This is a genomic window from Psychrobacter okhotskensis, from assembly GCF_965638355.1.
Lineage (GTDB): Bacteria > Pseudomonadota > Gammaproteobacteria > Pseudomonadales > Moraxellaceae > Psychrobacter > Psychrobacter okhotskensis.
The window spans coordinates 1,727,069-1,753,189 of sequence record NZ_OZ281822.1 but is presented as its reverse complement, the minus strand read 5'-3'; the positions used below and the strand labels follow the sequence as shown (position 1 = coordinate 1,753,189).

General features: G+C 43.1%; 26 protein-coding genes. 14 read left to right on the top strand and 12 right to left on the bottom strand.

Annotated elements, in window-relative coordinates; all coding sequences use genetic code 11:
• Positions 1-342 precede the first annotated feature (342 nt).
• Positions 343-1,227: a LysR family transcriptional regulator gene (locus tag ACSUPM_RS07395; protein ID WP_201567505.1), complete on the bottom strand. Its 885-nt coding sequence runs from the start codon at positions 1,225-1,227 to the stop codon at positions 343-345.
• 186 nt (positions 1,228-1,413) lie between these two features.
• On the opposite strand from ACSUPM_RS07395, the gene ACSUPM_RS07390 reads away from it, so the two are divergent.
• From ACSUPM_RS07390 to ACSUPM_RS07345, 10 genes are all read left to right on the top strand, one after another.
• Entirely contained in the window at positions 1,414-2,541 is a 1,128-nt protein-coding gene (locus tag ACSUPM_RS07390) for an alkene reductase (protein WP_265088538.1), read from the top strand.
• 77 nt (positions 2,542-2,618) lie between these two features.
• Positions 2,619-2,840: a hypothetical protein gene (locus ACSUPM_RS07385; protein WP_201567501.1), complete on the top strand. Its 222-nt coding sequence runs from the start codon at positions 2,619-2,621 to the stop codon at positions 2,838-2,840.
• A 117-nt stretch (positions 2,841-2,957) separates the two neighbouring features.
• Positions 2,958-3,809 (top strand): SDR family NAD(P)-dependent oxidoreductase, encoded by an 852-nt coding sequence (locus ACSUPM_RS07380; protein WP_436879808.1) that lies wholly within the window; start codon positions 2,958-2,960, stop codon positions 3,807-3,809.
• A gap of 89 nt (positions 3,810-3,898) precedes the next feature.
• Complete coding sequence (locus ACSUPM_RS07375; RefSeq protein ID WP_025652889.1) at positions 3,899-4,204, top strand: putative quinol monooxygenase; 306 nt, start codon at positions 3,899-3,901, stop codon at positions 4,202-4,204.
• A gap of 880 nt (positions 4,205-5,084) precedes the next feature.
• Complete coding sequence (locus ACSUPM_RS07370; protein WP_025652888.1) at positions 5,085-6,236, top strand: acyl-CoA dehydrogenase family protein; 1,152 nt, start codon at positions 5,085-5,087, stop codon at positions 6,234-6,236.
• Between the two features lie 133 nt (positions 6,237-6,369).
• A complete protein-coding gene (locus ACSUPM_RS07365; protein ID WP_436879807.1) occupies positions 6,370-7,578 on the top strand; it encodes an acetyl-CoA C-acetyltransferase in 1,209 nt (402 codons plus the stop codon).
• A 55-nt stretch (positions 7,579-7,633) separates the two neighbouring features.
• The gene (locus ACSUPM_RS07360) at positions 7,634-9,814 is read left to right on the top strand and encodes a 3-hydroxyacyl-CoA dehydrogenase NAD-binding domain-containing protein (protein ID WP_025652886.1); all 2,181 of its coding nucleotides are present in this window, start codon (positions 7,634-7,636) and stop codon (positions 9,812-9,814) included.
• Positions 9,807-10,922 (top strand): CaiB/BaiF CoA transferase family protein, encoded by a 1,116-nt coding sequence (locus ACSUPM_RS07355; RefSeq protein ID WP_227502365.1) that lies wholly within the window; start codon positions 9,807-9,809, stop codon positions 10,920-10,922. The genes ACSUPM_RS07360 and ACSUPM_RS07355 overlap by 8 nt, the downstream gene beginning before the upstream one ends.
• 61 nt (positions 10,923-10,983) lie before the next feature.
• Positions 10,984-12,669 carry an AMP-binding protein gene (locus ACSUPM_RS07350; protein ID WP_025652884.1) on the top strand — a complete coding sequence of 562 codons (1,686 nt, stop codon included), beginning with the start codon at positions 10,984-10,986 and terminating at the stop codon, positions 12,667-12,669.
• A 91-nt stretch (positions 12,670-12,760) separates the two neighbouring features.
• A complete protein-coding gene (locus ACSUPM_RS07345) occupies positions 12,761-13,462 on the top strand; it encodes an IS1 family transposase (RefSeq protein ID WP_436879806.1) in 702 nt (233 codons plus the stop codon).
• Positions 13,463-13,476: 14 nt separating this feature from the next.
• Here ACSUPM_RS07345 and kdpA read toward each other — a convergent pair whose 3' ends face one another.
• Both kdpA and kdpF read right to left on the bottom strand, forming a co-directional pair.
• Positions 13,477-14,574: a potassium-transporting ATPase subunit KdpA gene (gene kdpA / locus ACSUPM_RS07340; protein WP_227675036.1), complete on the bottom strand. Its 1,098-nt coding sequence runs from the start codon at positions 14,572-14,574 to the stop codon at positions 13,477-13,479.
• Positions 14,574-14,654: a K(+)-transporting ATPase subunit F gene (gene kdpF / locus ACSUPM_RS07335; RefSeq protein WP_193005043.1), complete on the bottom strand. Its 81-nt coding sequence runs from the start codon at positions 14,652-14,654 to the stop codon at positions 14,574-14,576. Before kdpF ends, kdpA begins: the two co-directional genes overlap by 1 nt.
• A 243-nt stretch (positions 14,655-14,897) precedes the next feature.
• Here kdpF and ACSUPM_RS07330 point away from each other — a divergent pair, with 243 nt between their 5' ends.
• Positions 14,898-15,194, top strand: coding sequence for a hypothetical protein (locus tag ACSUPM_RS07330; protein ID WP_201567826.1), 297 nt, complete (start codon positions 14,898-14,900; stop codon positions 15,192-15,194).
• Between the two features lie 83 nt (positions 15,195-15,277).
• Entirely contained in the window at positions 15,278-15,655 is a 378-nt protein-coding gene (locus ACSUPM_RS07325; protein WP_201567825.1) for a hypothetical protein, read from the top strand.
• A 309-nt stretch (positions 15,656-15,964) separates the two neighbouring features.
• Here the strand turns inward: ACSUPM_RS07325 and ACSUPM_RS07320 are convergent, their stop codons facing one another.
• Entirely contained in the window at positions 15,965-16,849 is an 885-nt protein-coding gene (locus tag ACSUPM_RS07320) for a LysR family transcriptional regulator (RefSeq protein ID WP_436879805.1), read from the bottom strand.
• A gap of 164 nt (positions 16,850-17,013) precedes the next feature.
• Here ACSUPM_RS07320 and ACSUPM_RS07315 point away from each other — a divergent pair, with 164 nt between their 5' ends.
• Together ACSUPM_RS07315 and ACSUPM_RS07310 are read left to right on the top strand one after the other, a co-directional pair.
• Complete coding sequence (locus ACSUPM_RS07315) at positions 17,014-18,153, top strand: alkene reductase (RefSeq protein WP_436879804.1); 1,140 nt, start codon at positions 17,014-17,016, stop codon at positions 18,151-18,153.
• 171 nt (positions 18,154-18,324) lie between these two features.
• A complete protein-coding gene (locus ACSUPM_RS07310) occupies positions 18,325-18,546 on the top strand; it encodes a hypothetical protein (RefSeq protein ID WP_201576436.1) in 222 nt (73 codons plus the stop codon).
• 157 nt (positions 18,547-18,703) lie between these two features.
• Here the strand turns inward: ACSUPM_RS07310 and ACSUPM_RS07305 are convergent, their stop codons facing one another.
• The 8 genes from ACSUPM_RS07305 to urtE form a co-directional block, all read right to left on the bottom strand.
• Positions 18,704-19,378 (bottom strand): HupE/UreJ family protein, encoded by a 675-nt coding sequence (locus ACSUPM_RS07305; RefSeq protein WP_025652879.1) that lies wholly within the window; start codon positions 19,376-19,378, stop codon positions 18,704-18,706.
• Positions 19,379-19,495: 117 nt separating this feature from the next.
• Positions 19,496-20,149, bottom strand: a complete 654-nt coding sequence (gene ureG / locus ACSUPM_RS07300; protein ID WP_025652878.1) for an urease accessory protein UreG — start codon at positions 20,147-20,149, stop codon at positions 19,496-19,498.
• 38 nt (positions 20,150-20,187) lie between these two features.
• Positions 20,188-21,003 carry an urease accessory protein UreF gene (locus tag ACSUPM_RS07295; protein WP_025652877.1) on the bottom strand — a complete coding sequence of 272 codons (816 nt, stop codon included), beginning with the start codon at positions 21,001-21,003 and terminating at the stop codon, positions 20,188-20,190.
• A complete protein-coding gene (gene ureE / locus ACSUPM_RS07290; protein WP_025652876.1) occupies positions 20,996-21,517 on the bottom strand; it encodes an urease accessory protein UreE in 522 nt (173 codons plus the stop codon). The genes ACSUPM_RS07295 and ureE overlap by 8 nt, the downstream gene beginning before the upstream one ends.
• A gap of 82 nt (positions 21,518-21,599) precedes the next feature.
• On the bottom strand, positions 21,600-23,726 hold the full coding sequence (gene ureC, locus ACSUPM_RS07285; RefSeq protein ID WP_227687572.1) for an urease subunit alpha: 2,127 nt from the start codon (positions 23,724-23,726) through the stop codon (positions 21,600-21,602).
• Positions 23,727-23,805: 79 nt separating this feature from the next.
• Entirely contained in the window at positions 23,806-24,108 is a 303-nt protein-coding gene (gene ureA, locus ACSUPM_RS07280; protein WP_025652874.1) for an urease subunit gamma, read from the bottom strand.
• Positions 24,109-24,244: 136 nt separating this feature from the next.
• Complete coding sequence (locus tag ACSUPM_RS07275) at positions 24,245-25,255, bottom strand: urease accessory protein UreD (protein ID WP_101211061.1); 1,011 nt, start codon at positions 25,253-25,255, stop codon at positions 24,245-24,247.
• A 163-nt stretch (positions 25,256-25,418) separates the two neighbouring features.
• Complete coding sequence (urtE, locus tag ACSUPM_RS07270; protein WP_101211062.1) at positions 25,419-26,117, bottom strand: urea ABC transporter ATP-binding subunit UrtE; 699 nt, start codon at positions 26,115-26,117, stop codon at positions 25,419-25,421.
• Positions 26,118-26,121 lie beyond the last annotated feature (4 nt).

The following is a 26,121-nucleotide window of genomic DNA, read 5'->3' as shown; positions in this document are numbered from 1 at the left end:
GTCTTACTATAATCTACTTTTTTATTATTCGTCGTTGCATATGGTTTTTTAGTTTGTAGATCAAAATAACTACTCAGACTTACTAGCAGCTGTCTTAAGCTTGAGCTGATAAAGTCTTTTACCCAAACTTAAACCACTCGAATGCCTTATCAAAGATAGGGCAATACATGCAAACAATGTGGTTTAATTTGAGTGAATGCTCAAATGCAAATAAAATGGCTAATATAGGTCTGTTAGGCATTGTAAGGGTTATTGAATGGTTGTTCAAATTTATCTGACAGGTGACAGGTGACAGGTGACAGGTGACAGGTGACAGTTTTATAAAATAGCGATGAACATTTATTATAATTTTCTTAATTGCTCAATTAACCAGCGATGTATACCACTGTCATTAGTACGGGGATGCCAAGCGGCTATTACCTTAAAGGTGGGCGGTAAGGCTTCTACTTTAAGCTCTTTAACTTTATCGTTTGGCAGTAGTCGCGCAGGATAAAAGGCAATCATGTCGGTGGTATGCAGAATATCTGGCACGGCTGAAAAGCTAGGTACTGACATCACGATGTTTCGCTTAAGGCCTTTTTCAGCGAACCATTGATCATGTGAGCCACGCAAGTTGGCACGCGAAGGCGATACCACCAGTTGCGGCTGTGCGGCGATTTGTGTCAGTGTTAGTGCCTCTGTTGCAAAGGTGTTTTTACAACCAGTAATGCATAAATGTTGCTCTTCAAGCAGCGTCACATACGATAAATTATCAGGAATAAATTCGGGAAAGGTAATGAGTAGATCAAGTTCACCTGCCGCAATCAGCTGATTGATGTTATCTGAAGCAAAGTCGCGCACTATCAACCTCAAATCAGGCGCTTCACGGCGCGTTATATTAAACAGTTGTGGTAATAATGCCTGCGTTGCATAGTCAGTTGCGCTAATCGTAAACACACCCTTATAGGTTTGCGGCGTAAACACCTCGGGCTCTAACAACATTTCTAACTGTTTTAATATATCGTCAATCGGTTGCCGCATCGACAGTGCTTTTGGCGTTGCCACCATACTATTACCTTGACGGATAAACAAACGATCATCAAACAAATCCCGTAGCTTACGCAACTGCTCACTGATCGCCTGTTGCGTCAGCCCCATTTTGCGTGCAACTTTTGAGAGATTTTTTAGATCAAGTAATGCCTGTAGCACTCTGAGCTGCTTGATATCGAGCCGATTCATACCATTCATAATTTCATACCATTAATAATTGTATCTTAAACAAGAAACGGTTGTTTCTAATTGTACCTGCAAAACGCTATGCTTACCAACATTGCTTAAGTAGCCACTAAATGAGCTATTAAGCATTAAAACAGGCTCAATACATTCAATAATAAGCCATCAGCTGCTTTAAAAGAGATACTTATGACACAAACTATTCCAGATACAAAGACATTATTTTCCTCTGTAGCACTTGGGCCTTATACGCTCAACAACCGTATCGTAATGCCGCCATTGACACGCTCTCGTAGCACGCAACCTGACAATATCCCTAATGACTTAATGGCCAGCTATTATGCACAGCGTGCGTCAGCAGGCTTTATGGTGACGGAAGGTACGCAGATTGAGCCAAGAGGTCAAGGTTATGCTTGGACGCCAGGTATCCATTCATCAGCCCAAGTTGAAGGTTGGAAAAAAGTCACGCAAGCAGTACATGACAAAGGCGGTATTATTTTTGCTCAGCTTTGGCATGTAGGCCGTGTGTCGCACACCAGCTTGCAGCCTAATGGTGCTCAGCCGGTAGGGCCGTCTGATATTACCGCTGATAACGTCAAAGTATTTATTGAAACAGGTCCAGGTGCAGGTGCATTGGCTGATCCAAGTGAGCCACGCGCTCTCAGTACCGATGAAGTTGGTGAGTTGGTAACGATGTATGCGGCCGCTGCGCGCAATGCATTGGAGGCGGGTTTTGATGGGGTAGAGCTGCATTGTGCTAACGGTTATTTGGTCAATCAGTTTATCTCTGAGCACACCAATCACCGTGATGATCAATATGGTGGGTCGTTGACCAATCGTTTGCGCTTCTTAAAAGAAATCGTCGCTGCTGTCAGTGATGTGGTGGGTGCTGATCGTTTAGGCGTACGCTTTGCGCCATTATTTGCGAGTACGGATGAGACGCGCGTGTATTTAGGCTTGGTAGAGTCAGATCCCCATCATACCTATGTCGAAGCAGTCAAATTGCTTGAGCAAGCGGGTATTGCTTATTTGTCCATTGCAGAAGCTGATTGGGATAATGCGCCTGATTTACCAGACACTTTTTATCAAGCAGTCAGAGAAGAGTTTTCAGGCCGTATTATTTATGCTGGCAAGTACACGGTACAAAAAGCTGTGAACATTTTAGAAAAAGGCTACGGTGATTTATTCGCGTTTGGTCGTCCTTTTATCGCCAATCCTGATCTGCCAGAGCGTATTGCCAATAACTGGCCATTGAATGAAGTAGATCCTACCACGATGTATGGTGGTACTGATGTGGGCTACAGTGATTATCCTTATTACCAAAAATAAATTAGTGAAATAAGACCATTCGTGGTCTTATTTTTTTGCTTATAAACGTAAGTATTTTTATAAGGTGATATAAAGTGATGAGTAAAAATTTTAAAGACAGGCTGATACGCATATTAATAGGGTATGTTGGACTTTATCCGACGCTCTTAATCGTATTAACGCTATTAAAGCCTGTGACCCAAGGTCTAAGTTTGCCCGTAGTGGTGTTGATTGAGACAATAATCCTCGTTCCGCTGACACAAATGGTGTCATTCCCACTAGCAGGCAGGCTTATTGAGCGTTTAAGAAGAGAAAAGTAGAGGTCTTAGGTTACTATTTGAATCACAACATTTTCATTACAATCATCGCCATGACGACGGATACAATATAACGCACTTCTAAAAATCAAATAACAACTTAGACCATAAGGACGGCTCATGACTAAAACTATTTTAATTACTGGCAGCACTGATGGTATTGGTAAACTTGCGGCTTTAAAGTTAGCAGAAGCGGGACATCGAGTGTATTTGCATGGCAGAGATGCTGACAAACTTAACAGGGTCATTGCAGAAGTCAAAGCAGTGTCAACAGGTGCAGCGGTAGATAATATTGATGGATCTGTGGCTGATTTTTCAGATTTAAATGCAGTACGTCATATGGCTGTAGAAGTAAGCGAAAAACTGTCAAAGCTTGATGTGCTGATTAACAACGCAGGGATTTATACCACTGCATCGGCCATGACCAAAGATGGATTAGACGTACGATTTGTGGTCAATTATTTAGCGCCTTACGAGCTGACCAACGCCTTGTTACCGCTACTCAAAAAAACTAATAAAGCGCGCATCGTCAATCTAAGTTCAGCAGCTCAAGCGCCGATATCCTATAAAGCATTTGCAGGAAACGAGCATCTCAATGATAAAGAGGCCTACGCGCAAAGTAAGCTGGCGCTCACGATGTGGAGTATGGACTTAGCCGATACCGTCGCAGGCAATAGTATCAGTGTGATTGCTGTCAATCCAGGCTCGTTACTCAATACCAAAATGGTCGATGCGGCTTACGGACAATATTGGTCCTCAGCAGATAAAGGGGCGAATATCCTAGCGGAGTTGGCTATCTCGGATGAGTTCGCTGATGATACGGGCAAATACTTTGATAATGATATTAAAGATGGGGCACATGGCGATGCTAGAGGCGAGTTCGGTCAACCGCATGCCGATGCTTTAAATAAAGAAGCCATTACAGCGCTTAAACGCCAAACTCAGGCAGTATTAAAATCGATTTCTACATAAGACTTATAGTCAGTCGGATCATTTATTGGATACCATAACAAAGTGAATGCACTCAAAATCATCATAGTATATAAACATAGGAAGCCATTATGAACACGCAAGCAAACCAAGCCATCACCCTCGTTGCCACTATTGAGATCAAACCCGAACACACTGAACAAGCCAAATCTGAGCTACTCAAGCTAACCAAAGCGTCACAAGCTGAAACAGGCTGTATTCAGTATAACCTACATCAAGACAATGCCAATCCTAATAATTTTGTCACTTATGAGGTTTGGGAAAATCAGGAGCTGATGGAGCAGCATGGACAAAGCGAGCATTTTCAAAACTTTGTTAAAGTGACAAAGGATATGATCGATAACTTTGTTATCACTGAGATGACCTTTATCGCGTAAATTTTGCCTAGGGCGTGTCCTCATTTTAAAGATAAGGATAAAAGTACAGTCCTATAGACTTCAAAACTCCCTCAGCTTTAGCTTTTATAAATAAGTGGTTGCAGGGTGGTATGCCATATTTATGCAGTGTAGCTACCACGTAACGAGCATCAAAAAATATAGTACATGCATTGGTAGCTAATAACAAAGTTCAAAGCTCAAAAGCCATTAGCTACCAATACTGCCTCTTCGCTAGCTTTCCAAAAGCAGACTGTCCTTTTATTCTCCTATAGTCAATCCCCTATAAAAAAGTTCCGACGTTAACCTCGCTTGAAGTATCACATATACATCGGCACTAAGTTGCTTTGTAGTACTTTTACATTGGATCAACTACAACAAATACGACATCAGCTTCCTCTGTTTGTAGTTGATGACAGCATTAATGGCTATATAACCAAATCCATATAAACCCGATGTATTCTCGATAACCCTGCTAAGGTATAGATTGCACTTGGTTTCCATGTATGAAAAATATTTGAATTCAACTATATATATCCTAGCCTTCATTGTTCACTCCAACGCTGCGTATTAAGGTTTTATTACACCTCATTAAAAACTGAGTTTTTGATGGTGTGCGGCTGTATGAAATTTTTCTATTTTAATAAAGCCGCACTGACCTTTAAAATAGTATTATAGTGATAAAGTAATATAAATTACCATTGTTAAAATATGGGTTGCAACCGCATACTTACTATTTTAGTATATCTAGCATGGTAAGGAACTTTAAATGAATGGATAGCTTTATATTAAGGTAATTATAATTACCAATAGCGCTATTGAAGTTCTATATAATTTTAAATTAATTGGTTATTACTAAGTCACACCGTCAAGGATAGACAATATGAGTATCGAAAACTTAGCGCCAGATTGGATGACTGAAGAGCGCAAAATGGTATACGAGAGTGCGCTTAAAATGTTTAAAGGTTGGGAACCAAAAGATGAGCAATGGCGAAAGAACGGCATGATTGACCGCGAGGCTTGGGAAGAAGCCGGCGAAAATGGTTTTTTATGTGCCTCAATGCCTGAAGAATATGGCGGCGGTGGCGGTGATTTTCGTGATGAAGTCGCGATTATCTATGCGCAAGCAGAATCTAATCAGTCAGGCTTTGGCGGTATTGTGCATTCAGGAATTGTTGCTCCTTATATATTGAACCATGCTACCGAAGAGCAAAAGAAAGAGTGGTTGCCCAAAATGGCTAGTGGCGAATATATCGCGGCTATCGCTATGACTGAGCCGGGCACTGGCTCTGATTTACAAGCCCTGAAGACTTATGCGGTAAAAGAGGGTGATGACTATATTATTAATGGTTCAAAAACCTTTATTACCAATGGTCAGCATGCCAATCTCATTCTGCTCGCTTGTAAGACAGATCGCGAAAAAGGCGCGCAAGGCGTCTCGCTCATCGTAATAGAGACTGATGGTTTAGAAGGGTTTGCGCGTGGTCGAAATTTGGATAAAGTTGGCCTGACATCCCAAGATACCTCAGAGCTTTCTTTTAGTAACGTGCGCGTCCCGCAAAAGAATCTGCTTGGTCCGATAGAAGGGATGGGGTTTATTCAAATGATGCAAGAGCTACCTCGTGAGCGCTTATTAATCGCCTTGACAGGCATCGGCGCGATGAAATTAGCTATCAATTTGACGCTTGATTATGTCAAACAACGTGAAGCCTTTGGCAAGCCGGTTTGGAAATTCCAAAACACCAAATTCAAAATGGCAGAGTGTTATGCCAATTATCTAGCTGCTCATAGTATGTGTGACTTAGCGATAGATGCCATCATGGAAAAAAGACTGTCTATTCCTCATGCTTCACTAATCAAATACTGGGTCACTGAAAAGCAGTGCGAAGTGATCGATGAATGTGTGCAATTGTTCGGTGGCTATGGTTATATGAACGAGTATCCTATTGCGCGTTTATACGCTGATGCACGGGTACAAAAGATCTATGGCGGTACCAACGAGATTATGAAAGAGCTTGCTGCTCGCTTTATGTAACTCGTTTTGTTCGAGAAGTGCAGCTGGATTTATTTATTGAGGTTTTGATCACTTATAATTCATTCAGCTGACAATTTGATATTTATTAGCAATTATATTTGTTACCCATTTAAAAAAGTAAAAAGGGATTTTTATGACTGAGACCGCTTACATCTATGACAGTATTCGTACCCCGCGTGGTAAAGGCAAAAAAGACGGCTCATTGTATCAAGCGTCGCCTATTTGGCTGGTGCGTGGTTTATTAAAAGAGATGGAGCAGCGCCATAACTTGGATACCAGCTTAGTGGATGACGTTGTCCTTGGCTGCGTCACTCCTGTAGGCGAGCAAGGTTCTGATATTGCTCGTATTGCGGTGCTTGATGCCGACTGGGATCAAAGTGTCGCTGGCGTCACGCTTTCTAGGTATTGTGCGTCAGGGCTTGAGTCCATCAATCTTGCGGCTGCCAAAGTTATGTCAGGTATGGAAGATTTGGTCGTCGCAGGTGGCGTCGAATCAATGAGCCGAGTGCCAATGGGTTCTGATGGCGGTGCATGGTACATGGATCCACGAGTTAACGCCGCAACTGCCTTTGTACCACAAGGGGTTGGCGCTGATACGATAGCCACACTCAAAGGCTTTAGTCGTACTGATGTTGACGCATTCGCTACCGAATCCCATCGCCGCGCTGCCAACGCTTGGGAAAAAGGTTATTTTGATAAGTCAGTGGTGCCTGTCACAGACATTAATGGCATGCTGTTACTAGTTAAAGATGAGACTATCCGTCCGAATACGACGGTTGAGACGTTAGCAGGGTTAAATCCTTCTTTTGTGATGCCCGGTCAGATGGGTTTTAATAGTGTTATTTTGGACAAATACACCACTATCGAAAAAGTAAACCATGTGCATCATGCGGGCAATTCATCGGGTATCGTTGATGGTGCTGCCTTATGCTTGGTCGGTAGCGCGGCTGCTGGCAAAAAAGCCGGCCTTACGCCGCGTGCCAAGATTACCATGGCCGCAGTTATAGGCTCAGAACCTGCCATTATGCTAACGGGTCCAACACCTGCCTGCAAAAAGGCCTTGGATAAAGCGGGTATGCAAGCCTCTGATATTGATCTTTGGGAAATTAACGAAGCCTTTGCCGCTGTTCCTATGAACACCGCTCATGATTTTGGTATTTCTCTTGATATTGTCAATGTAAACGGTGGCTCTATTGCTATGGGTCATCCGCTAGGAGCTACGGGCGCTATGCTAATGACTACCGTACTAGATGAGTTAGAGCGTCGTGATCTTAAAACCGCCATGCTGACGTTATGCGTCGGTGGCGGTATGGGAATTGCGACTATCATTGAGCGCGTATAAACCCTCTATTTAATGCATAAAAATGATAATTTTGAGATCATTTAAAGGATAAAAAATGACTACAAATACAGACAGCATCGATATTATTAATAATCTAGCAAACTTTTCAGCGCAACGTGATGATGACGGTATCGTCATGGTCACTATCGATCAAAGTAATCGAAAAATGAACGTTATCGGCGATGGTTTTACCGACGCTTTTGCCGCTATGACGGACAGTTTTATTAATGATGAGTCTGCTAAAGGCTTGATCCTAACCTCAGCAAAAGACAGCTTCGTTGTGGGCGCTGATATTGATCAACTATCACGTATTGAGACCGCTGAACAAGCGTTTGATTTAGTCGAAGACTTAAAAGGTAGCCTACGTAAACTTGAAACTTCAGGTAAACCTGTAGTTGCCGCTATGACGGGAACGGCTTTAGGCGGCGGGCTTGAGCTTGCATTAGCCTGTCACTACCGTATAGCGATTGACTCTCCAAAAACCAAACTTGGTCTACCAGAAGTTAAGTTGGGTCTATTGCCAGGTGGGGGCGGTACTCAACGTCTACCAAGACTTGTAGGCATTCAAAAAGCGCTTGAGCTGATGACGCAAGGAATTGAGCTACGTCCTAAAGCCGCCTTAGATATCGGTCTTATCGATGCTACTGCCTCTGATAATGATGATATGTTAGCGCAAGCGAAAGCGTGGATCGAAGCCAATCCGAAAGCGCAGCAACCTTGGGATAAAAAAGGCTTCAAAATCCCTGGCGGCAATAGTATGCATCCTAAAGTGGTGCAAGTATTCTCTATCGCGTCTGCGATGGCTAATCAAAAGTCGCACGGCAACTATCCAGCGATTACTCATATCATGTCTTGCGTCTTTGAAGGCTGTATCGTCGATATCGACACCGGTCTCGAGCTTGAGTCGCGTTTCTTTGCCGCTTGTGTGCTATCCCCTGAATCTAGAAACATGATTGGCACCCTTTGGACGCAGCTGAATAACATCAAAAAAGGGCAGTCTCGTCCTGATGGTTTTGAGCACTATAAAACTAAAAAAGTGGGCATTTTAGGTGCGGGCATGATGGGTGCGGGAATCGCTTATGTCAGCGCAAAAGCAGGACTAGATGTGGTACTACTCGATACTGAATTGGCAGGTGCCGAAAAAGGCAAAGGGTATTCTACCAATCTTTTGGATAAAGCGATCACTCGTAAACGCTCTACCGAAGACAAGAAGCAAGCATTACTGGCACGTATTCACCCAACTGTCTCTTATGACGATCTAACAGATTGCGACTTAATCATCGAAGCCGTGTTCGAAAACCGTGAAATCAAAGCCAAGTGTACGCAGCAATCTGAAGCTGTGATTCCAGAATCAGCGGTTTACGCTTCTAATACGTCAACTTTGCCCATAACAGGACTGGCTGAAGCGAGCAAACGTCCGCAGCAATTTATTGGTCTCCATTTCTTCTCGCCAGTCGATAAGATGCCTTTGGTGGAAATCATTGTCGGTGAAAAAACTGACGACGAAACCTTAGCCAAAGCTTTTGATTACGTGCTGCAAATTGGTAAGACTCCTATTGTTGTCAATGACAGTCGCGGCTTTTATACCTCACGTGTATTCGGTACCTATGTATCAGAAGGCGTCGCCATGCTAGGTGAAGGTGTGCATCCACGTAGTATCGAAGTTGCTGGCATGAAAACCGGTATGCCTATGCCGCCGCTAGCGCTACAAGATGAGGTGTCATTGAGCTTAGCCTTGCATGTCATCGAGCAGCAGCAAAAGGATATGGAAGCCGAAGGCAAAACGATGGTGATGCCTCCTTCTTATAATATCCTTAGCGCTTTTGTTAAAGAGCACGATCGCGAAGGTAAAAAGAACGGCAAAGGCTTTTATGAGTATCCAGAAAAAGGCGACAAGCACTTATGGTCTGAGCTGGTGAACTTATACCCAACCACCGCTGAGCAACCATCGCAACAAGATCTTGTGGATCGTTTGATGTTTATTCAAGCCAACGAATCCGCTAAGTGTTATGAAGAAAACGTCGTGCGCTCAGTGGCCGATACCAATATTGGTTCTATTTTTGGTTGGGGTTTTGCGCCGCATCAAGGTGGTACGTTGCAGTTTATTAATTCTATGGGTGTAGAGCAGTTTGTCGCCCGTAGTCGCGAACTTGCCAAGCAATATGGCAAGCGTTTTGAGCCGGCGAATATTCTAGTAGAGATGGCGTCAAGTGGTGAGGTTTTCTCTGATGACTGATTCGATGGCTAATTTAGCTAATGCTATGGATGGCATGAGCGACTGCTTACAAGGATTGCGCGTCATTGACTTGACCCGCAATCTGCCTGGGCCTTTTGCGACACGTTTGCTTGCTGATTTGGGCGCAGAAATCATAAAAATCGAGCCTAAAGGTGGCGATCCTGCTCGCGCTCTAGGTGGATTGTTCGATGCTTTAAATCATGGAAAAACGATTGAAAAGATAGATTTCCGTAATACTGCAGACATCGAGGCTATTAAGGAGCATCTTAAGAACGCCGATGTCATGCTCGACAGCTTCCGTCCCGGAGTGCTCAAGGGTATGGGTTTAGATGCTCAAACCCTACATGCAATTAATCCTAAGCTGGTCATGATATCGATTACAGGATATGGTTTAGCAGACGACAGCGATGCTAAAGCTGATTCCGAAGTTCAAGTTAAGCATAATTGGGCGGATAAAGCGGGTCACGATATCAACTTTATGGCGATGAGTGGCGTGCTGGATCAGCTGCGTACCGCAAAGGGCGAACAAGCCATGCCTAATATTCAGTTTGCAGATTTGGCTGGGGGTAGTGATACGGCTGTCATTGCCTTACTTGCAGCGGTCTTTGCTGCTCAGCGCACGGGCAAAGGTCGACATGTCGCAGTCAGCATGACGCATAGCTTATACAATCATATGATTATGCCTAAAGCTACGGGGACGCTCGTTAAGAGCTTCTCGGGTCAAAATCCGCCACCACACTATGACTTTTTAGGTGGGTTATTACCATGCTATCGCTTATACAAAACTTCAGATGATCGCTACATGGCGGTGGGTTCGCTTGAGCTGAAATTTTGGCAAGGATTATGTGAGGTTTTAGAGCTGCCGCAGTACAAAGATGCTCATTGGCAGCGCGGAGTTATGCCTAATCTGCCAGCTAGTCAAGAAGCTGCTAAAGCGGTTACTGATAAATTTGCCAGTCAGCCGCTTGATTTTTGGCAACAAGCATTTGAGGCTACAGACGTTTGCGCCACTCCTGTACTGACGTTAGAAGAGGCCAAAGCACATCCACTATTTGCCCATCAGGACGAGCATCACTCAACAATAGGATGGCAAGATATCAAAGAATAATTATCAAAGCTGAATTTTGAAATCATTTATTCTTTAAACTCATTACCAAGGAAGGTAAGTTATGGATAAGTTTTGGACACAGGGTTATCCAAAAGGGGTGAACGCCCAAATAGCCCCGCCGCACAGTACCGTGATTGATATAATCAATGATAAGTTAATAGAATATGCTGATCGAGAGTTCTCTAGCAATATGGGCGTTAGCTACTCTTATGCCCAAATTGACCAGATATCATTAACGATTGCCGCGTGGATTCAGAACTTAGGCTTAGCCAAAGGCTCAGTCATCGGTATTATGATGCCCAATGTTCATCAGTACTTGCCTATTGTTATAGGGATCGTTCGCGCAGGTATGGTGACGACCTTAATCAACCCACTATATAGTCCCCGCGAATTGAGACATCAGTTGATTGATTCTGATGCTGCGGCAATTTTTATCTTAGAGCCTTTCTGCAATACTTTAGAAAAAATAGTCAAAGATACTCCAGTCAAAACTGTTGTCATTAGCAAAATTGGCGACATGCTAGGTACAGCGAAAGGGACACTTGTAAACCTTGCCGCTAACTATGTCAAAAAAGCTATCCCTAGTTATCATTTAAAATCTAACGCTAATTATGAGGTCACTAGCTATAAGTCACTGTTAAAAAACGGCAAAAACTTGCCTTACTCTCGCCCTGCTATAAAACCTGATGACTTATTGATGTTGCAATATACAGGGGGCACTACGGGTGTTGCTAAGGGTATTTTGATTAGCAATAAAAACGTGGTGACGGCGACTTATCAGTTCGTTGAATGGTTTAAACCGGTTTATGCGGACGTTGCTGATAACATCCAGATGAATAGTATTATTGCCCTGCCGCTTTATCATATTTATGCCTTTATCTGCTCGATAGTAGGATTGAGCGTAGGTCAACATCTCACCTTAGTCACCAATCCACGTGATATTCCTGGCTTTATTAAGATTCTAGCTAAACGTCCTTTCCACTTTCTTCCTGGCGTCAATACTTTGTTTCAAGCTTTTGTCAATAATCCCGAATTTAGCAAATTAGATTTTTCAGAATGCAAATTGACCGTGGTTGGCGGTATGGCAGCAACCCCTGAGACAGCAAGGCGCTGGCTTGAAGTCACGGGCTTGCCTATTTTAGAGGGGTGGGGAATGTCTGAGACCCTAGGAGTTGGCACTGCCAATCCATTCGATGGCACCGAGTACACTGGCAATGTCGGCCTGCCACTACCCGGAGTCGATATTAGTATCCGTAATGAAGCAGGGGAAATTATCGAATTAGGTGAAGTGGGTGAGATGTGTATCAAAGGCGATAACGTCATCGCTAGTTATCATAATCTTGACAATGCTGGTTTTTTCACTGCTGATGGTTATCTAAAAACTGGCGATATCGCGTCTATGAACGAGCAGGGCGCTATCAAAATTTATGACCGTAAAAAAGACATGATTATTGTCAGCGGCTTTAATGTTTATCCTAACGAAGTCGAAAACATCATTGAAACTCATCCTAAAGTTGTCGAATGTTCTGTTGTTGGTATTGTTGATGAACGGCAAGGTGAATCGGTCAAAGCTTATGTTGTTAAAGCCGATCAGAGTTTGAATGAAAACGAGATAAAAGCGCTTTGTAAAGAAAATCTAGCAGGCTACAAATGCCCTCGCCATATTGAATTCATAACCGAGTTACCCAAATCTACCGTAGGTAAAACACTGCGCCATGAGCTTAGAAAATCAGCGAGTAGCGTTTAAATCCAGTTTTAATATTTGGTGGTGTATCAAAAAGTATGCTGAGGAGATAAAAGGAGGGTGACAGCCAAAGCAAGATGATATATTTAAGGTTATGAAGACACAAATAGATATCAGCTGCCCCGACTGTCACAGTCCCAGTTTAAAGAAAAATGGCATAAAAAGCTATGGTAAGCAAAACTACCAGTGTAAGGACTGCAAACGTCAATTCATTGGTGATCATGCTTTAACCTACCAAGGTTGTCACTCCCAAATAGAAGATAAAATACGGCTAATGACGGTTCATGGTTGCGGTGTTAGAGACATAGCGGTTATGGCCTCAGTCAGTATTGGAAAAGTGCTTAGTACCATAGGCTCATCTGTTTATAAGATCGCGCCTAAGAAGCGCTACTATGAACGCTTAGAGGTTGATGAATTCTGGACTTACGTGTATCGCAAAAAGCGTAAAGTTTGGCTTATTTATGCTTATGACCGTGCTACCAATGAGATTGTTGCTTATGTTTGGGGCAAACGTGACCTAAAAACGGCTAAGAAGTTAAGAGCGCGTCTTAAGCAGCTTACAGTCAGCTATGGCTCTATCAGTATGGACAACTGGGACAGTTTTATAACCGCCTTTAAAAGTGATAACAAACGAATTGGCAAACAACATACGGTAGGCATTGAAGGTAATAACTGCCGTCTTAGACACCGGTTAAGACGAGCGGTTAGAAAGACTTGTTGCTTCTCAAAAAAGCTTGATAATCACTTTAAAGTATTCGATCTGGTGTTCTTTTATGTCAATTATGGCTACGTCTAATGCCAGCATACTTTTTAGAACACCACCGAATCATGCATGGCGTTGACCGCTCCGCACGAAGCGGCAGTGGTAATCGTGGCAAACAATGACGTGGCAACAATGCCGAAACGCACTTCTTTGCCCTCCATGTTGCCGCTCACACTGGCATCGGTCAGACCTTGAACTTGTGACGCCAACCAAGGGTTGCCGGCAAGCTCGCTGCTGACGGTCAAAGAATACATCGCTATGAACAAGATCGTCATAGCACTTAAGATAGCGATACCTTGTTTGAGGTTGCCGCTTATTTTGCCAAGACAAAAACAAAGCGACGTTGGGATAAGGAAGATGGCCAACATTTGGATAAAATTAGAAAAGGGCGTGGGATTCTCAAACGGATGAGCAGAGTTAGTATTAAAAAATCCACCACCGTTGGTACCGAGCATCTTAATGGCTTCCTGCGAGGCAACAGGGCCCAAAGCAATCGTTTGCGATTCACCTTGTAGGGTCTGCACATCGGTATACATGGATAGCGTTTGTATGACGCCTTGGCTCATCAACAGCACGGCTATAATTACCGCTATCGGCAGCAAAATATAAAGATTACAGCGCCATAAATCTATCCAAGCATTACCCAAGTGCGTGGTTTTTTTAAATACTAGACCGCGCATTAAGGCAAAAGCCACTACGATACCGGTTGCGGCTGATAAGAAGTTTTGCAACGACATACCCATCATTTGGGTCAGATAGCTCATGCTACTTTCGCCGCCGTAAGCCTGCCAATTGGTATTAGTGACAAAACTAATGGCGGTATTCATCGCCAAGTCCCATGTGACGCCTGACATATTGGCAGGGTTTAGCGGCAAGTGTCCTTGCACCAACTGCAACACAAATAACCCCAACAATCCAATGAGATTGAATAGCACAATGGCGAGCGCGTACTGTTTCCAATTCATACCAAAAGCAGGGTTGCCCTTGGTATCTTGACCGATCATACCTAGCGTCGTAAAAATACGGGATTCAAGCCGAGAAACAGGGGCTTGCATCCTTTGCAGCAGGTAACCTGATAGAAAATACCCTAAGGTAAATAGAACGATTAAATAAATAACCAGCTGTGAAAGCGCATATATGGTCATTAAAATGCCTCCGGTTTAATCAGTACATATAACAAATAGATGAATAAACCGAGGGCTAGAAATCCTGCAAAAACTTCCATGACACTCTCCAAAAACGCACAATGAACCATGAATAATGAAGATCAGCGATGGTTAGACTGATCTTTTATTACTTCTTTATTGCTTACTTGTTAATAGCAACAGTATGCCGAGAGGGGTATAAAAGTGTTGTCAAGATAACGCGGTGGGGTATAAAGAAAGTATAAAGATGGGTAATATTTTCCCCTACATTATCTTTATAAATACTAAGATAAATAAAAGGACTTAAATCAGGAGCTGAAATCATGAAAGCAATGACTATCGCCGCCATACTTACCGCAATGACAGTCACTAATATCGCCCGAGCCGAGATCTATAAATGGCAAGATGAGCTATGCGATATGCAGGGTAATTTTGACAATAAAAAATATACCGCCAAGCAAATCAAGAATTCACATTTCGTATTGGAGGGTTTAACGAGGGCAAATCTACAAAGCTTTTTTCCACCGATGAATATTAACGATATAGACAACGTATCGAAGACAGACATAACCAATTTAGATAAAGAGTATGAGTCCTCAAGCGTAAAGTTGAGCCATTAGAAGTCGTACCAGCAGCCCAGACGTATAAGCGTGAGCTACTAAAGTCTATTGAAGGCGAATACGTTCATGATAGATTGAGTATTTTGGCTTATATAGATCCTATACAAGCGATGAGATTGAGCCCGCCGATGTGCAAACAGTATCTTGAACCTTTCTTCAAAAACGAAACTGCCGTACAGCGTAAATGGCGGCAGTTCATTGAACAAAGAATTGAGCAGCAAGCCCTTATGCATAGTGATGGCGGTCAGTCATATCGCAAGTTTGCGACCGAGCGCTATGAGGAAGAAAAAGCCAGCGATCCTGCTAATTATGCCAAAATAAGTTTGTTAACCTTTGGTTTTGGTAACTGCGTCAATAATCAGATTTATCATGCTGACTCTCAAAAAGTCTTTAGTCATTATAATCAACTTAATAAAACCCTCTTTGGCAAAAGTATCAAGAGGGTTTGTGATGAGCCGTAAGCGCTTAACTTAAGCTTAGAAAGTTATAGAACGAAGTAGTAGCGGGTGAGGACTTTACGTATAAAAGCAAAGTTGATTTTATGAATACGATTTAGGATAAGCTCACAGAAAACGAGAGTAGCGCGCTCAAAAGTAGATGACTCGCCCTAACTTTTTATAGTAACTTAACTTTTCGACGAATATAAAATCGATGCTATGTTATTTAACAACCGTGTCGTGGTGCTGCTTGATGATCTTGTAATACGCGTGGCTACAGTATTGACTGTCTCATTCAGAATATGCAAGACAAGTAGCTAACAACCCTATACGTTATAATTTTCTTAATTGCTCAATTAACCAGCGATGTATACCACTGTCATTAGTACGTGGATGCCAAGCGGCTATTACCTTAAAGGTGGGCGGCAAGGCTTCTACTTTAAGCTCTTTAACTTTATCGTTTGGCAGTAGTCGCGCAGGATAAAAGGCAATCATGTCGGTGGTATGCAGAATATCTGGCACGGCTGAAAAGCTAGGTACTGACATAACAATGTTGCGCTTGAGCCCTTTTTCTGCGAACCATTGATCATGGGAGCCACGCAAATTGGCACGCGAAGGGGATACTACTAGCTGCGGGTGTACGGCAATTTGCGCCAGTGTCAATATCTCTGTTGCCAACTCATTTTTATAACCTGTAATACATAAGTGCTGCTCTTCAAGCAAAGTAACATACGATAAGTTATCAGGAATAAACTCTGGAAAAGTAATCAGCAAATCAAGTTCGCCTGCCGCAATCAGCTGATTAATATTGTCCAAGGCGAAGTCGCGCACGATCAATTTTAAATCAGGCGCTTCACGGCGCGTTATATGAAACAATTGCGGCAATAATGCCTGCGTCGCATAGTCGGTCGCGCTAATCGTAAAGACGCCTTTATAGGTTTGCGGCGTAAATACCTCCGGCTCTAATAATACTTCCAACTGCTTTAATATCTCGTCAATAGGTTGTTGCAGCGATAGTGCCTTTGGCGTTGCCACCATGCTATTGCCTTGACGAATAAATAGACGGTCATCAAATAGATCGCGCAGCTTACGCAACTGCTCGCTAATCGCTTGTTGCGTCAGACCCATTTTGCGTGCAACTTTTGAGAGATTTTTTAGATCAAGTAATGCCTGTAGCACTCTGAGCTGCTTGATATCAAGCCGGTTCATACCATCCATAATTAATACCATTAATAATTGTATCTTAAACAAGAAAAGGTTGTTTCTAATTGTACCTATAAAACTCTATGCTGACCAACATTGCTTAAGTCGCCAATCAAACCTGAAAACAGGGTGCTTGGCTCAAAGAATAAGCCTATCCGTTTGCTTCAAAAGAGAGTGTTATGAAACAATCTATACCAAATACCAGTACATTATTCTCCTCTGTAGAACTTGGACCTTATACGCTTAAAAACCGTATCGTGATGCCACCGTTGACGCGCTCTCGTAGCACGCAACCTGACAACATCCCTAATGACTTAATGGCAAGCTATTATGCACAGCGCGCCTCGGCAGGCTTTATGGTGACCGAAGGCACACAGATTGAGCCAAGAGGTCAAGGTTACGCATGGACGCCAGGCATTTATTCACCAGCCCAAATTGAAGGCTGGAAAAAAGTCACGCAGGCGGTACATGCCAAAGGCAGTATTATTTTCGCTCAGCTTTGGCACGTTGGCCGTGTGTCTCATACCAGCTTACAACCAAATCAAGCTCAGCCTATCGCTCCATCTGCTATCACTGCCACTAACGTCAAAGTATTTATTGAAACCGGTCCAGGCGAGGGCGCTTTAGCTGATCCAAGTGAGCCACGCGCACTCAGTACAGAAGAGGTGGGCGAGTTGGTCGCGATGTATGCACAAGCTGCTCGCAACGCATTAAAAGCTGGATTTGACGGGGTAGAGCTGCATTGTGCCAATGGTTATTTAGTGAATCAATTCATCTCTGAGCATAGCAATACACGCGATGATCAATATGGTGGTTCACTGTCTAATCGTCTGCGTTTTTTACAAGAAGTGGTCGCTGCCGTCAGTGATGTGGTTGGTGCTGATCGTTTAGGCGTGCGTTTTGCGCCTTTATTTGCGAGTACCAACGAGACCCGTGTGTATTTGGGTCTCGTAGAATCAGACCCGCATCATACTTATATCGAAGCCGTTAAAGTACTTGAACAAGCAGGCATTGCTTACCTATCCATTGCAGAGGCTGATTGGGACAATGCGCCTGATTTACCAGAGCCTTTTTATCAAGCGGTCAGAGCTGAGTTTTCAGGACGTATTATTTATGCGGGTAAATACACTGTGCAGAAGTCGGTCGATATACTATCTAAAGGTTATGGGGATTTATTTGCTTTTGGTCGTCCTTTTATTGCTAATCCCGATTTACCTGAGCGCATAGCCAATAATTGGCCACTTAATGAGACAGATCCTGCCACGATGTATGGCGGCACTGAGATTGGCTATAGTGATTATCCTTACTATCAAGAATAGCAAAGTACATAAACAGTGACTGAGATAAGGCCATTAATACTAATGGCCTTATTTTCATTTATAAATTTGTGACTTGTTGGATATTCACAGACAGTCAATCTTTAAGCGACAATTATTGTTTTTGTCGCTTAAAGGTTTTTCTTTTATCGTTTTATCAATAGGTAGTAGGCAATGAATCAGAATTCCAAAGACAGACTTATACGCATATTGATAGGATATGTCGGACTTTATCCAACGCTCCTAATCGTATTGACGTTACTAAAGCCTGTGACCCAAGGATTAAGCCTGCCAGTGGTGGTATTAATTGAAACGATAATACTTGTTCCACTGACACAGTTGGTGTCTTTCCCACTAGCAGGCTGGGTCATTGAGCGTTTAAGAAGAAATAAGTAATCGCTATGTATACCGTGATTTTGCCAAATAAGTCTCTATCAGACGACAATATCTTGAATTTGTATTTTATAACTTCATTCAAATACTCATGACAGTTGAAGGTATTGCCCTAGCGACTAAAGCGTCTTGTGTTGTTTGGTTTAATTGATGATACGCCCTAACTAAATAGTACAGCGCATAGACCGACAACCGCCATAACGCGTTGAATAATCAAGCTATCTTGCAGGTAATTGTTTAGATAAGTGGCCACGCCTTTGCCGACAGTATATAGACCTAGCATAGCAACAATCATACCTGTAAAGAAGCCAGCGGTATTGCCGTTTACAGGAACTTCGATTGCATGGGCTGCACCGTGGAACATAGCAAGCGCCCCAAAGCCGATTACTAAAAAGTTATACACGGTTTTGACGGACGTCTCACTGCTTTGATTTAATGCACTGTTAAAGTAGCTGCTCATAAGTGCCATGGTTAGTAATACGATAGACAGTACGATACCGTATTCAATAAACAAGCTGTTCAGGCTCACACTTAAACTCATTGCAAAACCTGCTACTAAACCAATTAACAGTGCTACAAAGCCCTTTTTAAAACTGTGCATTTGAGAAAATAGTAAGCCCATACCCAGCGCTAACATAAGATGGTCTAACCCAGTTAAAGGGTGCAACATACCAGATAATATAGAAGTACTAAATGATCCATCTGCTAGCAAGTCGTGTCCAGGGTGAGCAAATGCTAGTGTTGGTAGTAATGATAACAATGCTAAGCCACTAGCCGTTGCAGTTTTGCGAGTAAAATTTTTGCGTATCATAGTTTGTGATGTTTTTTTTGTCATAATAAATCCTTAATTAGTTAACAAATGGATATGATCACTGTCTAATAATTTACTTATCAGTCAGTGGTTTGTATAACATCTCTTTATGCCATGGCATGAGACATTATATGTAGCGTCTTACGCCACACTTATCATGCCTTTATCAAGGATGAAGGCTACAATGTCATCAAGCCCTTCGCCTGTTTTCATGTTACTAAAGACTACCGGCTTATCGCCGCGCATTTTTTTCGCATCATGTGCCATAACCTCAAGCGATGCGCCTACTAAAGGGGCAAGATCGGTTTTATTAATAATAAGTAAGTCAGATTTCATGATGCCAGGTCCACCTTTACGAGGGATTTTATCGCCTGCTGAAACATCAATGACATATAAGGTCAAGTCTGATAATTCAGGGCTAAAAGTTGCTGCCAAATTATCACCACCAGATTCGATAATAATAAGCTCAAGATCTTTAAATTGATTTTGTAATTCGGCGATAGCAGAGAGGTTAATTGATGCATCTTCACGAATGGCAGTATGCGGGCAGCCACCCGTTTCGACACCACGAATACGCTCAGCTGGCATGGCATTATTGCGGGTTAAAAATTCAGAGTCCTCTTTGGTATAAATGTCATTAGTCACCACTGCCATATCGACGTCATCACGCAAGCGTTGACATAATCTTAGTGTTAATGCCGTTTTTCCTGAACCAACGGGACCGCCAATACCTAGGCGTAGGGGAGACAGTGTCGTGTCTGAATGTTTGCTTTCGACTTTAGGTGTCAGTGCCATAAATAAATTTCCTTAAGAAGGGTTGTGTTGATTAGCGATTAAGAGCGAAATAAACGGCTGTATTGCCTTTCATGCTGACAAGACAGTATCGCTAAATTGGGTAAATTAGCGGACATGTGTAGCTGTTTATAAAGTAGATTTAGCTTTAATATACTTACATTAGGTGTGTTGAGCTCTAACGGCATGTCTTGAACTTGCAAAAAGCTTTGCTTGACGCTGGTAGCCAATGGATATACCTGCGTGCTTAATAACTGCTGTAATTGCCAAATGATTCGCTGTCCTGCCATTTGCCCAAGCGGTACCGTTTTAACCGCCGCCAGCACCATATTTTCTATTTGACCAAAGGCGTAAGTAGTCATAGCTTGTACAGGGTTAAATTGCCAATGTGAGCTGATATGGGCAAATAGTGGCAAAAACCCATGTGCGAGTAAGCTATCAGGCACGTTGAGCTCAAGAACATTGTCTAGCCATGCAGATAAAGACAGTGCCAATTGGCTCGACTCATAAACGAACTCTTTGCTTTCACGGCTGGCGTGGTAATCTGCACCTAAAGCATCAGCCAGCTCTACGTCATCAACCATAAGGGCTTCAATCATGAGCGCCAGTAGTGGTAGCTCATAACGACATAACGCCAGTTCCAAATAATCACTCATAAACTCTAAAGTACTGCTTTCGTTATGAATGAGACCTGACTCAATAGCGGGTTCTATGCCTTGCGAGTAGGTATAACTGCCAATAGGCAAGTTACTTGAAGCCAACATCAACAGCCGTCCGGTCACATCTGTATTATTCAAGTTGTTTGTACCTTGTGCTGTACTGGTAGTCTGCTGTGAAGGCGTGGCATGATTAGTCATGAGAGTGACCATGCCTGTGTGAATGATCATGACCATGAGAATGCCCGCCATGATTGCCTTTGTATGCACCAGTTTCTGGCTCAAACGGCGCTTGTACGGCTTGGGTACGTAGTCTAAGTTGATTTAACATTGCTTCTAAAACATGGTCAGGCTCAAAATATAGCGCCTTAGGTGTAATCATTAAAGGAACATGACGATTGCCTAAATGGTAAGCGCCCTTCATGAGATCAAAGCTATTATCGGCAGTCACTTCGATTAAGGCTTGCTTGGCAGCCATAATCTGTATTAAGTTGCCTTGATTATCCGCCAGTACACTGCCATTTTTAATGGTTTCCGTACGCGGTAGATCAACACCAACGGCTTCTTGATGTTGAGTTTCTGCTTTAAACCGGCTACGTTGACGAGTATCAAAATCTAGATATAAAAAGTTTTCTGCCTTTTTATGGCTATCAATCAAGGCTTGCTGTACAGCGTTTAGGTCTGATTTATCGAGGCGTTGCGTATAAATTTTCATAAGTATGTCTATAGTCAGTTAAAACCAATAATTTAAGGTTTTATGTTTGATTAGGGGTCATCACTACTAAAATAAAAAGCAGCTAGAATAAAAAATAGCGCTGTGCCATCGGTAGATATTCAGCAGGCTCACAGGTCAACAGTTCACCATCAGCATATACTTCATAAGTCTCGGGATTGACCTCCATCTGAGGACAGTAGCTGTTAAACTTCATGTCTTGTTTGCGTACTTGACGGATGTTGTGTACGGCTTTGATAACTTTTTCTAATCCTAATTGCTTGTCAACGCCCTTGTCTATAGCAGCGCTTGACATAAAGGTAATGCAAGTCTGCGCTACAGTTTTGGGGAAGCTACCAAACATGCTGCGATAGTGCACAGGCTGCGGAGTGGAAATGGAGGCATTGGGGTCGCCCATAGGCGCTGCTGCAATTAAACCCCCTTTAATGATTAGGTCAGGCTTTACTCCAAAAAATGCAGGCGACCATAACACTAAATCTGCCCATTTGCCTATTTCAAGTGACCCCACTTCATCACTAATGCCATGAGTGATTGCGGGATTGATGGTGTATTTTGCGAGGTAACGTTTGATACGAAAATTATCATTGCCGCTATCAGAGTCAGTAGGACTTAGCATGATATGCTCTGAAGATTGCTCGGTTTTAGCTGATTGATCTGGAGCAAGGTGGCCACGTTGGGCTTTCATCTTATCAGCCGTTTGCCACGTGCGAATAATGACTTCTCCCACGCGTCCCATCGCTTGCGAATCACTACTCATCATGGAGATGGCGCCCATATCTTGTAAGATATCTTCAGCGGCAATGGTTTCTTTACGAATGCGGCTTTCTGCAAAAGCCACATCTTCAGAAATGGCTGGGCTTAGATGGTGGCAAACCATGAGCATGTCGAGATGCTCGTCAATGGTATTAATAGTGAAAGGGCGCGTTGGGTTGGTTGATGACGGCAAAACGTTGGTTTCGCCAATAGCTTTTAAGATATCTGGGGCATGACCGCCACCGGCTCCTTCGGTATGGAAGGTATGAATACAGCGATCTTTAAACGCGCCTAGAGTGCTATCCAAATAGCCGCTTTCATTCAACGTATCGGTATGAATAGCCACTTGCACATCATATTCTTCAGCCACACTAAGGCAGTTATCAATGGCTTTGGGCGTGGAGCCCCAGTCTTCATGAAGTTTAAGACCAATAGCGCCTGCTTCAATCTGCTCCACAATAGGCGCAGGCAAACTAACATTGCCTTTACCTAAGAATCCGATATTCATCGCAATAGAATCAGTGGCTTTTAGCATACTATGAATATGATAAGCACCAGGCGTACAAGTAGTGGCTAGAGTACCTTCAGCAGGCCCGGTACCGCCGCCAAGCATCGTAGTTACACCAGACATCAATGCCGTTTCACACTGCTGCGGCGCGATAAAATGAATATGACTATCGATACCGCCAGCAGTCAAAATTTTACCTTCCCCAGCGATAATTTCGGTAGCGGCGCCAATAGGTAACGTCACGTTAGGCTGAATATCAGGGTTACCGGCCTTACCAATGCCACTGATACGACCCTCTTTGATAGCGATATCTGCTTTATAAATACCGCTATAGTCGACAATCAAAGCATTGGTAATAATAGTATCGGCAACTTGCTCACCTATTAGCTGTGACTGACCCATGCCATCGCGAATGACTTTACCGCCGCCAAACTTAACCTCTTCACCGATGCTAACAATATCAGTACTTTGGTCACTATGGTTAGTCAAATCATACTCGACCTCAAGCCATAAATGAGTATCTGCTAAGCGTACTTTGTCCCCTGTAGTAGGGCCAAAGTGCTCAGCATAAATACGTCTATCAATGCGTTTTTGCGAAGTGTCTTTGGTGGCTTTGACTTTGGCTAGTCCCATGACTTTTCCGGCAAAACCATAAATGTGATGTCTACCGGCGATAGCGACTAGCTCCACTTCACGCGTTTGCCCCGGCTCAAAGCGTACCGCAGTGCCAGATAGGATATTGAGTCGATAGCCAAGCGTCGACTCTCGATCAAAGCTCAGTGCCGCGTTTACCTCAAAGAAGTGATAGTGAGAACCGATTTGAATAGGGCGGTCGCCTGTATTGATTACCGCTACCGTTTGAACACAGCGATTAGCATTTAAAGCCATATCGCCTGCTTTAATCTTATATTCGCCTGCTTTCATCGTCATTTTTATTATCCTTAATTGTCTTACGGCAATGGCTTTATTCGCGTTCAATATCGTTTTATACGGTTTTATAGCAAACAAGCTATACGATGGGATTATGTACCGTCACCAGCTTAGTGCCATCGGGGAAAGTGGCTTCAACTTGGACATCCTGTATCATCTCTGCAATGCCTTCCATGACGTCATCGGTAGAGAGATAAGTGGCCCCTTCACTCATCAGCTGCGCCACGGTTTTGCCATCACGCGCACCTTCCATCAGTAACATGCTGATGTAGGCGATAGACTCAGGGTAATTTAGCTTGACGCCACGATTTTTACGACGTTCCGCCACCATACCGGCAGTAAATAGCAGGAGTTTATCTTTTTCGGTAGGGTTTAATTGCATAAAGCTTCCTCGATAATTATTTTACTTTAAAGGTTATTAACCGTTTTTAACCTTTATAAAGCAAATATTTTAAATAAAGTTATTTCGGTTTGACCAAGCGTAGTTTAAGGATGAGATTAAGTGGAAGCACATAATATTAGGTGTCCCAAATTCTCGGTCGATGAGGCTCAAGCGTGTACCATTTAGACCTGATAAGCTCGCGGACTTGGTAAAAAGATTCAAAGCAGGCGCGCACATCTGACCCCAAATAACGGCAATTAATACCTTGATAATTATGAGTACAGTGAATGGGTAGTGACTGCTGATCGATAAGATGGCGTATCTCGGTAATAGTGGTATCTAAATACTGACCAAGCTTGAGCGGATTATTCTGCAGCTCAGGCGCAATAATCTCTGTGCTAGGTATTGCCCAAAAAGAGCCATGAACATGATGATTGTTTAACCCAAGCGGTGAGGTAAACCAGCGCGTATTGGCTTGCTGGGAGGTGCACTCACTGACCAATAAATTGCCATCACGCCATATCTCTAAGCGGTTGGCATAATAACCATTAGCAAAAGTTTCTTGATACGCTTGCCGTCCGAACACCGCAATATCCCAAGTCAGCAAGCTTGCCGTCTTAGCTAAATAAAAGCGATTGTTGGCATTAGAGACGGAATGATCATAATAAATGCTTTCTTGGGGTAGCCATTCAAGAATAGCGTGGTCATCAAGGCGCGCGTCGATATGTTGTTCTGCGCTGACGGTATCGTTGAAAGTGTTGCTAATAGTATGAGAGCAGGAGCTATCATAAAGGGCATGGTCGGAGACGTTGTTTTTTGCTGATGAAGTACCGTTGGTAAATTTTGCGTTGGGTCTAGAGGATCGCAATGACTTGCGTTGTCCGTACCATTTGCCGGCTCCAGGGGTGGTAATCACCGCGTGACTATTAGAGTGTAGATTAAATGCTAACGTTAAGCGGTCATTATCGGCAATACCAGCAGGAGGATACAACACATAAATATGGCAAATCCCTGTTTGACTGTCAGGCTCAGGATAAAGCGCGCGCTGCACCATTAGCGCACCAGTATGGGCACGATGACACAGCCGAGTTTTAGTCTTATCCGCTAAATGGTCGAAATGGAGCTGTAGCGAGGATTGCCAAGTCAAAATATAATATCCTTAAAACTATGCTGTATGTTGTTAAACCCAATTTTGACTATAAGTTTAACTATAAGTTTAACTATAAGTTTGACTATCACAGCTAGTAAAAATATAGCATGTATTACCTTCTCGAAGCTTTATTTAATACGTAGAATCTAGTAGCTGCTCATTAGATTGCCACCAATTCTTGGATATTATTTTCTGCCATATCACATCCCGCTCCATGAGCAACGACTTGCCCTCGAGAAAGCACAGTATAGTTATCGGCAAGCTCTTCAGCAAAATCATAAAATTGCTCGACCAAAATGATGGCCATATCGCCTTTATCAGCAAGACTACGAATGACTCTACCGATGTCTTTAATAATTGACGGCTGAATGCCTTCGGTAGGCTCATCAAGTACCAGCACTTGAGGCTCAGAGGCCAGCGCACGCGCAATAGCTAACTGCTGCTGTTGACCGCCTGATAGATCGCCGCCGCGACGATGTTTCATCTCGTCCAGCACTGGAAATATATCATATAAGTGTTTGGGTACTTTACTTGCTTTTCGTTGAGAGAATTTAGCCATGCCAATTAGAATATTTTCTTCAACGGTCAAGGTGGAAAAGATATCACGGCCTTGCGGTACATAAGCGAGTCCTGCGCGTACACGCTGTTCAGGCGTCATCTTACTAATATCCTTACCGTTTAATAAAATTTCACCTGATTTGATGGGTAGGATACCCATCAAGCATTTAAGCAAAGTGGTTTTACCGACGCCATTACGACCCAGTACCACGCTACATTCTCCTACCGGGGCGGCGAGGGTGACATCACGTAAGATGTGACTGCCACCGTAATATTGATTTATGGCATTGACTTCTAACATATAA

What these genes read in the sequence shown, in the direction of transcription:
- ACSUPM_RS07385 (WP_201567501.1), top strand. Translation starts at nt 2,619, where the DNA reads ATGAGTAAAAATTTTAAAGACAGGCTGATACGCATATTAATAGGGTAT.
- ACSUPM_RS07365 (WP_436879807.1), top strand. Translation starts at nt 6,370, where the DNA reads ATGACTGAGACCGCTTACATCTATGACAGTATTCGTACCCCGCGTGGT.
- ACSUPM_RS07330 (WP_201567826.1), top strand. Translation starts at nt 14,898, where the DNA reads ATGAAAGCAATGACTATCGCCGCCATACTTACCGCAATGACAGTCACT.
- kdpA (WP_227675036.1), bottom strand. Translation starts at nt 14,574, where the DNA reads ATGACCATATATGCGCTTTCACAGCTGGTTATTTATTTAATCGTTCTA.
- ACSUPM_RS07380 (WP_436879808.1), top strand. Translation starts at nt 2,958, where the DNA reads ATGACTAAAACTATTTTAATTACTGGCAGCACTGATGGTATTGGTAAA.
- ACSUPM_RS07320 (WP_436879805.1), bottom strand. Translation starts at nt 16,849, where the DNA reads ATGGATGGTATGAACCGGCTTGATATCAAGCAGCTCAGAGTGCTACAG.
- urtE (WP_101211062.1), bottom strand. Translation starts at nt 26,117, where the DNA reads ATGTTAGAAGTCAATGCCATAAATCAATATTACGGTGGCAGTCACATC.
- ACSUPM_RS07375 (WP_025652889.1), top strand. Translation starts at nt 3,899, where the DNA reads ATGAACACGCAAGCAAACCAAGCCATCACCCTCGTTGCCACTATTGAG.
- ureC (WP_227687572.1), bottom strand. Translation starts at nt 23,726, where the DNA reads ATGACGATGAAAGCAGGCGAATATAAGATTAAAGCAGGCGATATGGCT.
- ACSUPM_RS07350 (WP_025652884.1), top strand. Translation starts at nt 10,984, where the DNA reads ATGGATAAGTTTTGGACACAGGGTTATCCAAAAGGGGTGAACGCCCAA.
- ACSUPM_RS07295 (WP_025652877.1), bottom strand. Translation starts at nt 21,003, where the DNA reads ATGACTAATCATGCCACGCCTTCACAGCAGACTACCAGTACAGCACAA.
- ureE (WP_025652876.1), bottom strand. Translation starts at nt 21,517, where the DNA reads ATGAAAATTTATACGCAACGCCTCGATAAATCAGACCTAAACGCTGTA.
- ACSUPM_RS07315 (WP_436879804.1), top strand. Translation starts at nt 17,014, where the DNA reads ATGAAACAATCTATACCAAATACCAGTACATTATTCTCCTCTGTAGAA.
- ACSUPM_RS07360 (WP_025652886.1), top strand. Translation starts at nt 7,634, where the DNA reads ATGACTACAAATACAGACAGCATCGATATTATTAATAATCTAGCAAAC.
- ACSUPM_RS07355 (WP_227502365.1), top strand. Translation starts at nt 9,807, where the DNA reads ATGACTGATTCGATGGCTAATTTAGCTAATGCTATGGATGGCATGAGC.
- ureA (WP_025652874.1), bottom strand. Translation starts at nt 24,108, where the DNA reads ATGCAATTAAACCCTACCGAAAAAGATAAACTCCTGCTATTTACTGCC.
- ACSUPM_RS07345 (WP_436879806.1), top strand. Translation starts at nt 12,761, where the DNA reads ATGAAGACACAAATAGATATCAGCTGCCCCGACTGTCACAGTCCCAGT.
- ACSUPM_RS07395 (WP_201567505.1), bottom strand. Translation starts at nt 1,227, where the DNA reads ATGAATGGTATGAATCGGCTCGATATCAAGCAGCTCAGAGTGCTACAG.
- ACSUPM_RS07305 (WP_025652879.1), bottom strand. Translation starts at nt 19,378, where the DNA reads ATGACAAAAAAAACATCACAAACTATGATACGCAAAAATTTTACTCGC.
- ureG (WP_025652878.1), bottom strand. Translation starts at nt 20,149, where the DNA reads ATGGCACTGACACCTAAAGTCGAAAGCAAACATTCAGACACGACACTG.
- kdpF (WP_193005043.1), bottom strand. Translation starts at nt 14,654, where the DNA reads ATGGAAGTTTTTGCAGGATTTCTAGCCCTCGGTTTATTCATCTATTTG.
- ACSUPM_RS07310 (WP_201576436.1), top strand. Translation starts at nt 18,325, where the DNA reads ATGAATCAGAATTCCAAAGACAGACTTATACGCATATTGATAGGATAT.
- ACSUPM_RS07370 (WP_025652888.1), top strand. Translation starts at nt 5,085, where the DNA reads ATGAGTATCGAAAACTTAGCGCCAGATTGGATGACTGAAGAGCGCAAA.